Raw genomic sequence first — 13357 nt, 5'->3', positions numbered from 1 at the left:
ACAATTTTTAAAAAGGAAAGTTTAATGAAACTGTTACCTCTTGCCGCACTGATCAGCACCACCCTGTTCGCCGCTTCCGCCGCCCATGCAGCGGACTGGCCCGAGGGTTTTTCGAAATGCGCGGCCCAGGGCGGTGCCTGCGACGCCGGCAGCGCCAGGCGCCAGGTGTCGTTCGGCATCAAGAACAAATGGGTGCTCAAGTCGTTCAGCGGCAAAGTGGCCTGCAGCGCCGCCACCTTCGGCAGCGATCCGTATCCCGGCATCGACAAGAAATGCGCGCTAGGCCCGCTGGACAGCGGCACCACGCCGCCGGTCATCCCGCCTGTGACGCCACCGGTCACCCCGCCGGTCACCCCACCCGTGACGCCCCCCGTCACCCCGCCGGCAGGCACCGACCCGCTCACGCAGGCAGCGCCGGCAACCGGCTGGGCCAGCTACAGCAGCGGCACCCGCGGCGGCGCGGCGGCGACCCAGAAAGAGACCTACCTGGTCAGCTCGCCATCACAACTGCTGGCGGCGCTCAAAGCCCAGGCCGGCAAACCGGCGCAGATCAAGGTCTACGGCACCATCGACATGGCGGCCAGCGACAACGGCGGCGCTTTCAAGAGCGCCAGCGACCAGGCCGCGCGCAGCCTGATTTCGATTCCGTCGAACACCACCGTGATCGGCGTGGGCAGCGATGCGCGCATCGTCAACGGCCGCATCATGATCAAGGGCGTCGATAACGTCATCGTGCGCAACCTGACCATCGCCAATCCCTGCGACATCGCGCCGAAATGGGACCCGAAAGACGGCAGCAGCGGCAACTGGAACTCCGAATACGACGGCCTGAACGTCGACAAGTCGACCCACGTCTGGATCGACCACAATACTTTCACCGATGCGCCGCGCACCGATGATCAGTTCCCGCAAGAAAACGGCAAACTCAAGCAGTGCCACGATGGCGCGCTCGACGTCAAGAACGGTTCGGACTACGTGACCGTGTCGAACAATGTGTTCGAACTGCACGAGAAAAATACCCTGGTCGGCTCCTCCGACAGCACCACCGCCGACGACGGCCATCTGACCGTGACCTTCCATGGCAACCACTACAAGCAGGTGACCAGCCGCGCCCCGCGCGTGCGTTTCGGCAAAGTTCACGTATATAACAATTACTATGAGGGCGACCGCAACGCCAAGCTGTACGCACACCACTACAGCATCGGGGTTGGCTACAAGGCCAAGATCGTGTCGCAGAACAATGCCTTCGACATCATCGGCGCCACCGAATGCGGCGATGCGATCGAAGCGTCGGGCTCGTCCAGCAAAACCGGCGCCATCGTCGACAGCGGATCGCTGCTGAACGGCGCGGCGCTGGGCCTGGGCGGCGCGAGCTGCAAGTTCAGCAACGCGGTCGGCTGGACCCTGCCGTACACCCCAGCCTTGCTCGACGCATCCAAGGTGCGCGAATCGGTCCTGCGCAACGCCGGCGCCGGCAAGCTCAGCGTCAGGTAATCCGGGCAAGTCCCGCATCGCGCCGCAGCCCGCCCCCGGCTGCGGCGCCGATTGCAGCAGCGTTTGCGTGCGCGCCATCGCGCACGCCAGGGCCGGCGCAGCGCCGCCGGCCTCCTCCAGCGCCGTCACCAGCAGCGGGGCGATCCGCTGCAAATCCGCTGCAAATCCGCTGCCGGTCCGGTGCAGGTCCGGTGCCGCTCCCCATCGACATCTCGAACCGATCGCGTTCCCACACAACACGGTCTGACCCCGCAAGTCCGGCCCAATCGCGGGTTTGCGGCGGCACAATGCCGCGCGCGGTCCGGCGGGGATAGAAATTGTGATATTTAATGTCGTAATTTCAAAAGCTTGCCGGAATCGGCTCGCATAGAATGGCGCATACTCAACCATCCAGGCAGAGACTCCATGACGCACCCTTCCCGCAGTGGCGGCCAGATTCTGGTCGATGCGCTCAACATTCACGGCGTCGACACCGCCTTCGGGGTTCCCGGCGAAAGCTACCTCGACGTACTCGACGCCCTGCACGATTCCGACATCCGCTTCATCATCAACCGCCAGGAAGGCGGCGCCGCGTTCATGGCCGAAGCCTACGGCAAGCTGACCGGCAAGCCCGGCATCTGCTTCGTCACGCGCGGCCCGGGCGCCACCAACGCCTCGATCGGGGTGCACACGGCTTACCAGGATTCGACCCCGATGATCCTGTTCATCGGCCAGGTCGGCAACGATTTCATCGACCGCGAAGCCTTCCAGGAGATCGACTACCGCCGCATGTACGGCCAGATGGCCAAATGGGTGACCCAGATCGACCGCGCCGACCGGATTCCGGAATACATCGCGCGCGCCTTCCAGGTCGCCACCAGCGGCCGCCCCGGCCCGGTGGTGCTGGCGCTGCCCGAAGACATGCTGATCGACACCGCCGCCGTGGCCGACACCCGCCGCTACCAGCCGGTGCAGGCGTCGCCCTCCGCCGCCCAGATCGCCACCCTGCGCACGATGCTGGCCGGCGCGACCCGCCCGGTGGTGCTGCTCGGCGGCGCCAGCTGGAACGCCCAGGCCTGCGCCGACCTGCAGCAATTCGCCGAAGCCAACGCGCTGCCGGTCGGCTGCACCTTCCGCTTCCAGGACTTGCTCGACAACGCCCACCCCAACTATATCGGCGACGTCGGCATCGGCATCAATCCGAAACTGGCCGCGCGCGTCAAGAACGCCGACCTGGTCATCGCCATCGGCCCGCGCCTGGGCGAAATGACCACCGGCGGCTACACCCTGCTCGACTCCCCCGTGCCGAAGCAGCGCCTGGTGCATGTCCACGCCGACGCCGAGGAACTGGGCAGCGTCTACCAGGCCGACCTGATGATCAACAGCGGCGCCGCGCAAGCCTGCGCCATGCTGGCCGCGATGGAGCCGGTCGATGCGTCGGCCTGGCGCGGCACGGTGGCCGAGGCCAAGGCCGAACTGGCCGCCTACCAGGAGCAGCCGCCGATTTTCAAGGATGGCAAGGCCCCGCTGGACCTGTGGCAAGTGGTGCAGGAATTGATGGCGCAAGTGCCGCGCGACACGATCATTACCAATGGCGCCGGCAATTACGCCTCCTGGGCGCACCGTTTCTACCGCTACGGCGGCATGCGCACCCAGTTGGCGCCGACCAATGGCGCCATGGGTTACAGCGTGCCGTCCGGGATCGCGGCCAAGATCGTCGACCCGTCCCGCACGGTGGTGACCTTTGCCGGCGATGGCGAATTCATGATGAACGGCCAGGAACTGGCAACCGCAGTGCAATATAAAGCGGGCGTGATTATGATTGTTTTTAATAATGGCATGTTCGGCACCATCCGCATGCACCAGGAAAGGGATTATCCGGGCCGCGTATCGGGCACCGGATTGCATAACCCGGACTTTGCGGAACTGGCCAAGGCTTACGGCGCGCATGGCGAAGTGGTCAATGCGACGGCGGAATTCGGCCCGGCGCTGGCGCGCGCGCTGGCGCACACCCGGGAGCAATCGCTGCCGGCGGTCATCGAGCTGCGTTACGACGGGAATCTGATTACCCCGAATGCGACCCTGGAAACCATTCGCAAGACGGCCGAAGCGGCAAGAAGCGGAAAATAAAGACGGCACCTCGTTCCCGCGCAGGCGGGAACGAGGCGGATGTTTATTGGGAAGTGAGCAAGGGCGCCTGCGGCAGCAGTTCAAGACCAAGCTCGGCTGGCAGAGGCAGCGGGCGGTCGTAAGCGCTCTTGGTTTCGGTGGTAACCGGTGCTGTAAAGAAACAAGCCACCGTGGCGATGAACGCCAGTCCGATGACATTGCGTATCCACATCGACCCCGCCACGTGAATCGTCTCCGGCGAAATCAACAAGCTGAAATTGTCTGGGCTTTTCACACTGCCTCCTGTCATCGTTTTGTCATAATTTATACCCTTTTCTGATAAAAGCCCAGCGAATCTTGTGGCTGATTGATGCATATGTGGGCCGGTCCCGACAGGCTATTTATTTGCCCTTCGTTTGAGCCAGCGCATCACGCTTCCTATTATCGGCAGCTTCTCATAAAGCTCCTCGGCGGCATCCCAATAATCGCGGTGCGTCATGACCGCCCCGTTCGTATCGAAGCGGATGTGGGTGGCGCCGCGAATGCATTGCGCTTCGCCGGAAAAGCGCTTCATCCGGAACAGGAATTCCCATGTCAGGAAGGCATCGTCGCCCTGCAGCACGGTCGAGGTCACCACAAACCGCGGCTGGTCGACCTGCTCGAACATATGCTGGAAGATGCGCACGATCGCTTCGACCCCGCGCACCTCGTTGAACGGATCCTTGAACTGCGCGTCGGACGCGTAGATCAGCTCCAGCCGGGCGCGCAGCGACGCCCGCTCGATGCCTTCGTAAAAGCGCACCAGCCGTGCCAGTTCGGGCGCGCGGTTCATAAGCCGGTCACCTTGTGGATCAGCCAGAAGTACAGCCGGTACGGCAGCAGGCGCGCCAGCCGCAGGCTGTTGGTGAAGCGCTTGGGAAAATGAATATGGAATTGGCCGCGCTCGATCCCGTCCACCATCGCATACGCGGCGTCGGCGGCGCTCATCAGGGCCGGCATCTTGAAGTCGTTGCTGGCGGTGAGCGGCGTATCGACGAAGCCCGGATTGATCTGGTACACCGCGATCCCGCGCGCGCGCAGATCGAGGTACAGCGACTCGGTCAGGTTGATCAGCGCCGCCTTGGTCGGCCCGTACACCAGCGCCTTGGGCAGGCCGCCGTAGCCGGCCACCGAGGCGACGATGCCGATCCCGCCCGCGCCCTGCCTGAGCAGCAGCGGCAGCGCCACGTCGAGGCAGTTGAAGGCGCCGCGCAGGTTCAGGTCGATCATCGCGTTGGCCGCCGCCAGGTCGATCGCATCGGCGCGCATCTCGTTGTAGCCGCCGGCGACGATCAGCACCAGGTCGATCCCGCCCCACTCGGCCACGATGCGCTGGCACGCCTTGTCCACGCTGGCGCGGTCGGTGACATCGAGCGCCAGCGCCAGCGCGCGCGGCTCGCCCGCCACCGTCTGTTCCAGCTTGCCGGCGCTGCGCGCGGAAAACGCCACGCGCGCGCCCAGGTCGAGCAGCAGATGCGCGGCCGCTTCGCCGATCCCGGTCGACGCCCCGATCATCCACACGCGCCGCCCGCGCCACTCCTCGATGCGCGGGTTCATTGCGGCGCCGCGCCCGTGGCGGACCGCTTGGTGAACGACAGCGTCACGCTGCCCAGGTTCACGCCGAACTTGCTCATCGCCGTGCGGTTCAGCATGACCTTGTCGTCGATCAGGAACATCCAGTCGTCCATGTCCATATTGATCACCTTGCCGTCGACCGGCAGCGCCAGCACGTACTGCCAGCGCAGCGCATTGCCCGACACCGTGCCGCGCGCGGTACCGACCACGTCGGCCGCGGTGGCGCTGAAGGTGTCGGGCCCGGTGCGGGTCAGGGTCCAGACGCGCTTCTGGCGCGTGCCGTCCGCATACACGAAATCTTCATCGAGCACGCCCGTATCGCCGTTCCAGGTGCAGCGCATCTGCACCACGAAGCGCTTGATGACTTCACCGGAGCGGTCCTGGAACATGCCGTGCGCGTCCAGCGTGCCGTTGAAGTACCTGGTGATGTCGAGCGCCGGCGTCTGTTTGGCGTAGGTTTCCGGCGTGGGCGTGCTGCAGCCGGCGACGGCCAGCGCCAGCGCGCCGGCGGCAAAGATCTTGTGCAGTTTCATGGGACTTTCCTTCTCGGTTAACAATGACGAAGCGGCGCGCGCCACAACATGGCGGCGGCCAGCAATTTGAGGGCGCACGGCAGCAGCGCGTAGGCCGCCGCCAGCGCGCCGGTGCCGCCGCCGGCGCCGGGCACGTAGCCGAGCCACGCCAGCAGCGGCAGGGCGATGCCGGCGGCCAGCGCCAGGGTCATTTGCACGCCCCAGTTCCACACGCCGAAATAAGCCGCTTCGCGCCCGCCCGCGTGGCCGGCGCCGGCGATCACGCCGGCCAGCAGCGCCGGCGGCAGCGCCAGGTCGGCGCCCAGCGCCAGTCCGGAGAGCAGGCAGATCAGGCCGAAGGCCATGCTGGCGCCCGCCCCCAGCCAATAGGCCCAGACGAACACGGCGGCCGCCAGAAGCATGGCGCCGGCCCAGGCGCGCGCTTCGCCGAAGCGGGCCGCGGCGGCGATCCACAGCGGCATCGAGCACGCCGCCGCGGCGAAATAAACGATCAGGAACAGGGCCGACAGGGCGCCCAGTCGCAGCCGGTCGGACGCAAAAAACAGGAACAGCGTGGCCGGGATCGATGAAGCGATGCCGTTCACGATCAACACCGCGAACAGGGAGCGGAACGGCGCTTCGCGAAACGGCGCGGCCATGGCGCGCCAGCCGGGCCGCGCTGCGGCCGCAAGGTTCACCAGCGGACGCGGAGCACGCAGCAGCAGCAGCGCGCCGCCCGCCGCCAGGGTGGCGCCAAAGGCGATGCTCAGGGCGTCGTAGCCGGCCGCGCCGGTCACCGCCGCCGCCAGCACCACGCCGGCCAGGCCGCAGGCTTCGCGCACGCCGGTCACGCGTGCGCGCTCCTGCGGCGCCTGGGTCAGGGCCGCGCCCCAGCTCTGGTGCGCGATGGTGGCGATGCTGAAGCCCAGGTAGACCAGCATCAGCGTGCCGAGAAACCAGGCCATGGTCGCCAGGCTGCCAAGGGCGGGCGGATGGAACAGCGCCACGAAGCCGGCCAGCAGCAGCGGCAGCGCCAGCCCCACGTAACGTGGATAGGCGCCCTGCCCGCGCTCGATCCACCAGCCGAGCAGCGGGTCGATGAAGGCGGCGGCCACGCGCGCGGCCAGCAGCACGGTGCCGATCAGCGCCAGCGACAGGCCGGCGCGCTCGGCGTAAAACTGGGGCAGGTACACATAGATCGGCAAGGCGACCATCGCCAGCGGCAGCCCGAACACGCCGTACGCGAGCAGCTTCGCCAGCGACAGGCGGCTCATCGCGGCGCGGCGTCTTTGAGCAAGGCCGTGCGCAGCGAACGCGCGCTGGTGGCGGGGTCGAGCCAGATGCCGAAAAACGCGCGTGCGAATTCGGGGTCGGGGACCGTCGCCAGGGCCTTGCCATCGAGGTAGAAACGGGCGCCGGCGCCGGGCAGGAACACGCCGCTGATATGGGTGCCCTCTTTCACGTCGGGGAAGATGGTCTTCATCCTGGCCAGCCACTGGGCGCGCTGGGCCGGCGTGCCGGCGCCGATCTTTTCCATCTGCTCGGCGCTGGCCTCGGCGATCTTGATGCCATCGAGCTTGCGCGCGTAGCGCAGGTCGAGCACGAACGGCGCGTCGGGCCGGTAGCCCTTTTCGCCCACCCACAGTTCGGCGTCGTAGATGGCCAGAGCGAACCAGGTAAACGTGCCCCTGCCCGCCACCCGCGCCTGCGTCAGGTGCTGGTCGATATGGCCGGGGGCCGCGCCGGCCGGGCCGACCAGGGCCAGGGCGCAGGCCGATAGCAGCAGCTGGCGGCGCCGCATCTCAGGCTTTCGTCAGGGTGAAGTGCATGACGTCCGTGTTCTTTTCACGGAAGGCGGCCTCGCAGTAGCACAGGTAGAACTCCCAGGTGCGGATGAAGCGCTCGTCGAAGCCCTGCGCGCGCACCTCGTCCAGGCGCGCGTGGAAGGCCTGGCGCCATTCGACCAGGGTGTCGGCGTAGTCGATGCCGAAGCGGTATTCGTTGGTCACCGCCAGGCCATGTTCGAAGGCCATGCGCTCGAAGGCCGATGGCGACGGCAGCATCCCGCCCGGGAAGATGAACTGCTGGATGAAGTCCGTCCCCTTGCGATAGCGCTCGAACAGTTCGTCGGCGATGACGATGGTCTGGATGCAGGCGCGCCCGCCCGGCTTCAGGTTGCGCGCCAGGCACTCGAAGTAGCTCGGCCAGTAGCTCTCGCCCACGGCTTCGAACATCTCGATCGAGGCGATCGCGTCGTACTGGCCGGCGCTGTCGCGGTAGTCGCACAGGCGCAGGTCGGTTTTGTCAAGCAGGCCGGCCTTTTCCATGCGCGCCCTGGCGTAGGCCAGCTGCTGCTCGGACAGGGTCAGGCCGGTCACATGCACCCCGCCGTCGCGCGCGGCCAGTTCGGCGAATCCTCCCCAGCCGCAGCCGATTTCCAGCACCTTCTGGCCGGGCGACAGCGCCAGCTCGCGCAGGATGCTGCGGTACTTGGCCTGTTGCGCCTGTTCCAGGTCGCGCCCGCTCGCTTCCGTATACAGGGCGCTCGAATAGGTCATCGACGGATCCAGCCACAGCTGGTAGAACGCGTTGCCGATGTCGTAATGGGCATGGATGTTCTTGCGGCTGCCGGCCTTGCTGTTGCGGTTCAGGAGATGCTTGATGCGGTAGGCCAGGCTGCCCCACCAGCTGCCGTAGACCAGCGTTTCGATGGCGGCGCGGTTGCGCGCCAGCAGCGCGATCAGGCCGGTCAGGTTGTTGGTCTGCCAGTCGCCCGCGATATAGGTTTCGGCAAAGCCGATGTCGCCCGAGCGCATGGCGGCCGCAAAGCAGTTCCAGTTATTCAGCTCCAGGATCACCGGCACCGACGCGTCGCCGAAATGGCGCTGGGCGCCGTCCGGGGTGATCAGGGTCAGCGCGCCGTGCTTGAGCTTCTCCAGCAGCGTGAGAATGAGCCTGGCGGACGATGGCGCGGGCGTGGCGGCGCCAAGACGGGGCGCGGCCGGAACGAGCGATGGCAGGGATTGGGAGCTCATCGGGTTACCTTATGTTGGGGTGGAGTCGGTTTGGAAAAGAAGGGAACGCGGCGCAGCCACAGGCGCAGCGCTTGCAGATGGATGCGCGCCACCACGCCGGCCGTCATCAGCGGAAAGCCGAAGAACGCGCGGGCGACGCTGCCCGAAGTGATCGGCACCGCATTGCCGGACAGGCTCGTCTGCAGCAGCGGACCGTCGGCGTCGTCGTAGTCGATGCAGGCCAGCGTGCTGTCCTGGGCCCGGCCATCGTTCATGCGCAGCAGGTGCGTGAAGCGGAAGCGGTAGCCGCCCTGCACTTGGCAGAAGGGCGAGACATGGAACACCTTGCGCGCACGCAGTTCCTGGCCGTTGGCGATGTCGGCGCCGGTATCGAGCAAATAGAAGTGGCGCTCGCCGAAGGTATTGCGCACGTCGCACACCAGCGCGCGCAGGGCGCCGTCGCGGCGGTGGCAAAACCAGAACGAAACCGGATTGAACACGTAGCCGAGCACGCGCGGCATGGTTTGCAGCCAGACCTCGCCATCGGCATCGGTGATGCCTTCGCGCAACAGCAGGGCGTCGATCCAGTCGACCAGCGGCTGCTTGCCGTCGCCATGGTCGGCGTCGGCAAACGAGAGCAGGTTGAAGCGGTTGCGCGAGAACAGGGCGCAGCCGAAGCGCTGCGTGCCGATGGCGCGCAGCGGCAGGCGCACGTAATAGGTGGCGTAGGCGAAGGCGTTGACCACGGGCCGCAGGCGCGTGTGGCGCACCTGGCCGAAGCACAGCTGCGCGCGTGGCTCGGGCGCCGGGTCAGGCCGCTGCATGCTGTTGTCCCCGCATCAGGCGCGTCAAGGCGGCGGCGGCGGCCAGGCCGGACTTGAGGCCATCTTCATGGAAGCCGTAGCCGGTCCAGGCCCCGGCGAACCAGGTGTTCTGCTGCCCCTGGAAGCCGGCCAGGCGCGCCTGCGCGGCCACGGCGCCATCGTCGAACACCGGGTGCGCGTAGTCGAACGACCGGATCACGCGCGCGCGGTTCGGTTCGTCGATCGGATTGAGCGAGACGATCACCGGCGTCTTGAAAGGCAGCGGCTGCAACTGGTTGAGCAGGTAGTGCACGCACACCTGCGGCGTGGCCGACGCCGTGCTCTGGTAATTCCAGGCCGACCAGGCCTTGCGGCTGCGCGGCAGGCAGCTGGCGTCGGTGTGCAGCACGGCGCGGTTGGGCTGGTAGCGCACCGCCGCCAGCACCGAGCGCTCGTCGGCGCGCGCGTCCGCGAGCAGCGCCAGCGACTGGTCGCTGTGGCAGGCCATGACCACGTGGTCGAACTGTTCGGTGTCATGCGCGGTATCGACCCGCACCGAGCGCGCGCCGCCGGCCGGATGGCGCGTGACCGCCGTCACCGGCGTGCCCAGGCGGCGCTGGGGAATCGCCGCCAGCAGCTTCTCGACATAGTTGCGCGAGCCGCCGCGCACGGTGTTCCACTGCGGCCGGTCGCTCACTTGCAGCAGGCCGTGGTTGTGGCAGAAGCGGATGAAGGTCGCCACCGGGAAGGCCAGCATCTGGTCCGAGGGGCACGACCAGATGCAGGCGGCCATCGGCAGCAGGTACCAGGCGCGGAACTGCTCGCTGTAATGGTGCTGGTCGAGGAATTCGCCGAGCGAGATGGCGGGCATGCGCTGGGCGGTGGCCAGGCCGGTGGCGTGGCGGTTGAAGCGCAGGATGTCGCGCACCATGCGCAAAAAGCGCGGGCGCAGCAGGTTGCCGCGCTGGGCGAACAGGGTATCGAGGTTGCTGCCGGCCCATTCCAGCACGCGCGCGCCGGCTTCCTGCGCGAGCGGCAGCTTGACCGAAAACGACATGTCGCTGGGCGCCGTTTCCACGCCCAGCTCGGCGAACAGGGCGATCAGGTTGGGGTAGGTGCGCTCGTTGAACACCAAAAAGCCCGTGTCCACCCCGTGCGTGACGCCGTCCAGGGTGACGTCCACCGTGTTGCTGTGGCCGCCGAAGTAAGCGCCCGCCTCGTACAGGGTCACGTCCGCCCCGCCATGGACAAGCTTGTAGGCGCACGACAAACCCGAAATCCCCGCCCCGATCACTGCTATTTTCATCAGATCCACCTGTTTTCTTTGTTTTGTCCAGGACAAATTCACCACCTGACGGATAATCCGTGAAATAATGGAATCTGTCAACGATTTGTCCATGACAAAACGGGTCACCATGGATTTATACGTCATGGGTATGAAATTGGATTCAAGAAACGCGATGAATGGCGAAGCGTGCACCTCCCGAGGCATGGCATGATGTCGCCCTCGGGGAGCGCCGCCGAAACAAGCTGATACAAAGAGTAGTTTTCTCCCTATGATTTCAACTTACAATCAGGATGATGTCCTGAACAAACCGTGAATGCGACAATGAGCCAAGCACCGACCACTGCCGTCTTCAGCAGCATCAGCGACGTCGAACGGGAGACCGGCGTCCCCAAGGAAACCCTGCGCGTGTGGGAGCGGCGCTACAACTTTCCCCAGCCCGAGCGCGACGCCAACGGCGAGCGCCTGTATCCGTTCGAGCAGGTGGCGCGCCTGCGCGTGGTCAAGCGCCTGCTCGACATGGGCTACCGCCCCGGCAAGATCATGCAGTTGAGTACGGATGAGCTGAACAGCATGGCCAGCAAGTCCGGCACCGGCTCGATCGCCGGCGACGCCGACGATCCGCTGCTGCGCCAGTGCCTGGCCATGATCAAGGCGCACCAGATGCACGAGCTGCGCCTGAAAATGGCGCAGTCCCTGCTGCAGCTGGGCCTGCGCCGCTTCGTGCTGGAAGTGGTGGCGCCGCTGACCACCCTGGTGGGCGACACCTGGGCCGCCGGCGGCCTGGCCATTTTCGAAGAACACCTGTTCGCCGAACTGCTGCAAAGCGTGATGCGCAATGCGATCTTCGCGGCCAACCAGCAGGTCAACCATGCCGATGCCATCCCGCGCATCCTGCTCACCACCGTGCCCCAGGAGCGCCACGGCCTGGGCCTGCTGATGGCCGAAGCGCTGTTCGCGCTGGAAGGGGCGCACTGCGTCTCGCTCGGCGTGCAGACCCCGCTGGCCGACATCGTCGAAGCGGCGCGGGTGCAGCGCGCCGACATCGTGGCGCTGTCGTTTTCGAGCGTGATGTCGCCGCGCGCGGCGGTCGACAATGTGATCGAGCTGCAAAGCCGCCTGGGCCCGCACGTGCAGGTGTGGGCCGGCGGCAGTTGCGCGGCGCTGGCGCGGCGCCAGCTCGGTCCGAACTGCGTGCTCGACCTGGACGACATCGATACCTCGGTGGCGCGCTGGCGGGCCCAGAACGCGGCCGTTGCCAGTTAGCCCCGCTCGGGCGGGGAAACCCGGCCCTGCTCTGGTAAAATACGCGGCATCGATTTCGTCGTGCCCGGCGCCGCCGGGCATCAGCATGCTGCGCCCTCCACCACATTCCCATGTTTAGTTTTTTTAAGAAAAAACCGCCAACACCCGATCTTCCGCCGCCAACGCCGCCCGCTTCCGCTCCGCCCGCGCCCGTTGTATCACCAGTGCCACCAGTGTCACCAGTGCCGCCGGCGCCGCTGGCCGACGCCGCGCCAGCCACCCCCGCCGCGCCATCGCGCCGCTACGGCAGCACCTCGACCTTCGTCGCCCCGGCCGTCCCGGCCTTCGGCACCGGGCTGATTCCCGAAACCGCCGAACGCCTCGGCAACGAGGCCGACAGCAAGAGTTCCTGGATGGCGCGCCTGAAAGCCGGCCTGTCGAAAACCTCCAGTAACCTGAGCCTGCTGTTCGTGGGCGCGCGCATCGACGAAGACCTGTACGAGGAACTCGAAGCGGCCCTGCTCATGTCCGACGCCGGCATGGACGCCACCGACTACCTGCTCACCGAACTGCGGCGCAAGGTCAAGGAAGACAAGCTGCTCGACGCCGCCGCCGTCAAGGCCGCGCTCAAGGTGCTCATGACCGACATGCTGCGCCCGCTGGTCAAGCCGCTCGAACTGGGCCGCCACGAACCGCTGGTGATGATGATCGCGGGCGTCAACGGCGCCGGCAAGACCACCACCATCGGCAAACTCGCCAAGCACATGCAGAAGTACGAGCAATCGGTGCTGCTGGCCGCCGGCGACACCTTCCGCGCCGCCGCGCGCGAGCAATTGATGGTCTGGGGCCAGCGCAACAACGTCACCGTGATCGCCCAGGAGTCGGGCGACCCGGCCGCCGTCGCCTTCGACGCCGTGCAGTCGGGCAAGGCGCGCAAGATGGACGTGGTCATGGTCGACACCGCCGGCCGCCTGCCGACGCAGCTGCACCTGATGGAAGAACTCAAGAAGATCAAGCGCGTCATCGGCAAGGGCATGGATGGCGCCCCGCACGAAGTGCTGCTGGTGATCGACGGCAACACCGGCCAGAACGCCCTGGCCCAGGTCAAGGCCTTCGACGACGCCTTGCAGCTGACCGGCCTGGTCATCACCAAGCTGGACGGCACCGCCAAGGGCGGCGTGCTGGCCGCGATCGCCCGCACCCGTCCGATTCCCGTGTACTTCATCGGCGTCGGCGAAAAGATCGAAGACCTGCAACCGTTCAGCGCCGACGAATTCGTCGAGGCCTTGCTGGGATAAGCGT

Annotated in this window: 13 protein-coding genes; 4 read left to right on the top strand and 9 right to left on the bottom strand. The window is 66.4% G+C overall.

Annotation, left to right across the window (positions count from 1 at the left end):
- Positions 1–24 precede the first annotated feature (24 nt).
- Positions 25–1494, top strand: coding sequence for a pectate lyase family protein (locus EJB06_RS13280; protein WP_164557907.1), 1470 nt, complete (start codon positions 25–27; stop codon positions 1492–1494).
- Between the two features lie 405 nt (positions 1495–1899).
- A complete protein-coding gene (locus EJB06_RS13275) occupies positions 1900–3603 on the top strand; it encodes a thiamine pyrophosphate-binding protein (RefSeq protein ID WP_126074501.1) in 1704 nt (567 codons plus the stop codon).
- A 43-nt stretch (positions 3604–3646) separates the two neighbouring features.
- On the opposite strand, the gene EJB06_RS13270 is transcribed toward EJB06_RS13275, so the two are convergent.
- The 9 genes from EJB06_RS13270 to EJB06_RS13230 all read right to left on the bottom strand — a co-directional run bounded on the left by EJB06_RS13270 (position 3647) and on the right by EJB06_RS13230 (position 10831).
- Positions 3647–3877: a hypothetical protein gene (locus tag EJB06_RS13270; RefSeq protein ID WP_126074500.1), complete on the bottom strand. Its 231-nt coding sequence runs from the start codon at positions 3875–3877 to the stop codon at positions 3647–3649.
- Positions 3878–3979: 102 nt separating this feature from the next.
- The gene (locus tag EJB06_RS13265; RefSeq protein WP_126074499.1) at positions 3980–4414 is read right to left on the bottom strand and encodes a nuclear transport factor 2 family protein; all 435 of its coding nucleotides are present in this window, start codon (positions 4412–4414) and stop codon (positions 3980–3982) included.
- Positions 4411–5178 (bottom strand): SDR family NAD(P)-dependent oxidoreductase, encoded by a 768-nt coding sequence (locus EJB06_RS13260; RefSeq protein ID WP_126074498.1) that lies wholly within the window; start codon positions 5176–5178, stop codon positions 4411–4413. The genes EJB06_RS13265 and EJB06_RS13260 overlap by 4 nt, the downstream gene beginning before the upstream one ends.
- The gene (locus EJB06_RS13255) at positions 5175–5729 is read right to left on the bottom strand and encodes a DUF3833 domain-containing protein (RefSeq protein ID WP_126074497.1); all 555 of its coding nucleotides are present in this window, start codon (positions 5727–5729) and stop codon (positions 5175–5177) included. The genes EJB06_RS13260 and EJB06_RS13255 overlap by 4 nt, the downstream gene beginning before the upstream one ends.
- Before the next feature lie 17 nt (positions 5730–5746).
- On the bottom strand, positions 5747–6982 hold the full coding sequence (locus tag EJB06_RS13250; protein ID WP_126074496.1) for an MFS transporter: 1236 nt from the start codon (positions 6980–6982) through the stop codon (positions 5747–5749).
- Positions 6979–7509 carry a chalcone isomerase family protein gene (locus EJB06_RS13245; protein WP_126074495.1) on the bottom strand — a complete coding sequence of 177 codons (531 nt, stop codon included), beginning with the start codon at positions 7507–7509 and terminating at the stop codon, positions 6979–6981. Before EJB06_RS13245 ends, EJB06_RS13250 begins: the two co-directional genes overlap by 4 nt.
- A gap of 1 nt (position 7510) precedes the next feature.
- Positions 7511–8743, bottom strand: a complete 1233-nt coding sequence (locus EJB06_RS13240) for an SAM-dependent methyltransferase (RefSeq protein ID WP_126074494.1) — start codon at positions 8741–8743, stop codon at positions 7511–7513.
- Positions 8740–9546 carry a DUF1365 domain-containing protein gene (locus EJB06_RS13235; RefSeq protein ID WP_126074493.1) on the bottom strand — a complete coding sequence of 269 codons (807 nt, stop codon included), beginning with the start codon at positions 9544–9546 and terminating at the stop codon, positions 8740–8742. Before EJB06_RS13235 ends, EJB06_RS13240 begins: the two co-directional genes overlap by 4 nt.
- On the bottom strand, positions 9533–10831 hold the full coding sequence (locus EJB06_RS13230) for an NAD(P)/FAD-dependent oxidoreductase (protein WP_126074492.1): 1299 nt from the start codon (positions 10829–10831) through the stop codon (positions 9533–9535). The genes EJB06_RS13235 and EJB06_RS13230 overlap by 14 nt, the downstream gene beginning before the upstream one ends.
- A gap of 303 nt (positions 10832–11134) precedes the next feature.
- On the opposite strand from EJB06_RS13230, the gene EJB06_RS13225 reads away from it, so the two are divergent.
- On the top strand, positions 11135–12076 hold the full coding sequence (locus EJB06_RS13225; protein WP_126074491.1) for a MerR family transcriptional regulator: 942 nt from the start codon (positions 11135–11137) through the stop codon (positions 12074–12076).
- Between the two features lie 110 nt (positions 12077–12186).
- Positions 12187–13353 carry a signal recognition particle-docking protein FtsY gene (gene ftsY, locus EJB06_RS13220; protein WP_126074490.1) on the top strand — a complete coding sequence of 389 codons (1167 nt, stop codon included), beginning with the start codon at positions 12187–12189 and terminating at the stop codon, positions 13351–13353.
- Positions 13354–13357: the final 4 nt, after the last annotated feature.

The organism is Massilia atriviolacea (assembly GCF_003953935.1).
In the GTDB taxonomy this organism is placed as follows: domain Bacteria; phylum Pseudomonadota; class Gammaproteobacteria; order Burkholderiales; family Burkholderiaceae_D; genus Telluria_A; species Telluria_A atriviolacea.
This window is presented reverse-complemented; position numbering and strand designations above follow the sequence as displayed.

Excerpts from the sequence above, each read along its gene's own strand:
- EJB06_RS13280 (WP_164557907.1), top strand. The coding sequence starts at position 25 with ATGAAACTGTTACCTCTTGCCGCACTGATCAGCACCACCCTGTTCGCC.
- EJB06_RS13275 (WP_126074501.1), top strand. The coding sequence starts at position 1,900 with ATGACGCACCCTTCCCGCAGTGGCGGCCAGATTCTGGTCGATGCGCTC.
- EJB06_RS13265 (WP_126074499.1), bottom strand. The coding sequence starts at position 4,414 with ATGAACCGCGCGCCCGAACTGGCACGGCTGGTGCGCTTTTACGAAGGC.
- EJB06_RS13260 (WP_126074498.1), bottom strand. The coding sequence starts at position 5,178 with ATGAACCCGCGCATCGAGGAGTGGCGCGGGCGGCGCGTGTGGATGATC.
- EJB06_RS13255 (WP_126074497.1), bottom strand. The coding sequence starts at position 5,729 with ATGAAACTGCACAAGATCTTTGCCGCCGGCGCGCTGGCGCTGGCCGTC.
- EJB06_RS13250 (WP_126074496.1), bottom strand. The coding sequence starts at position 6,982 with ATGAGCCGCCTGTCGCTGGCGAAGCTGCTCGCGTACGGCGTGTTCGGG.
- EJB06_RS13245 (WP_126074495.1), bottom strand. The coding sequence starts at position 7,509 with ATGCGGCGCCGCCAGCTGCTGCTATCGGCCTGCGCCCTGGCCCTGGTC.
- EJB06_RS13240 (WP_126074494.1), bottom strand. The coding sequence starts at position 8,743 with ATGAGCTCCCAATCCCTGCCATCGCTCGTTCCGGCCGCGCCCCGTCTT.
- EJB06_RS13235 (WP_126074493.1), bottom strand. The coding sequence starts at position 9,546 with ATGCAGCGGCCTGACCCGGCGCCCGAGCCACGCGCGCAGCTGTGCTTC.
- EJB06_RS13230 (WP_126074492.1), bottom strand. The coding sequence starts at position 10,831 with ATGAAAATAGCAGTGATCGGGGCGGGGATTTCGGGTTTGTCGTGCGCC.
- EJB06_RS13225 (WP_126074491.1), top strand. The coding sequence starts at position 11,135 with ATGAGCCAAGCACCGACCACTGCCGTCTTCAGCAGCATCAGCGACGTC.
- ftsY (WP_126074490.1), top strand. The coding sequence starts at position 12,187 with ATGTTTAGTTTTTTTAAGAAAAAACCGCCAACACCCGATCTTCCGCCG.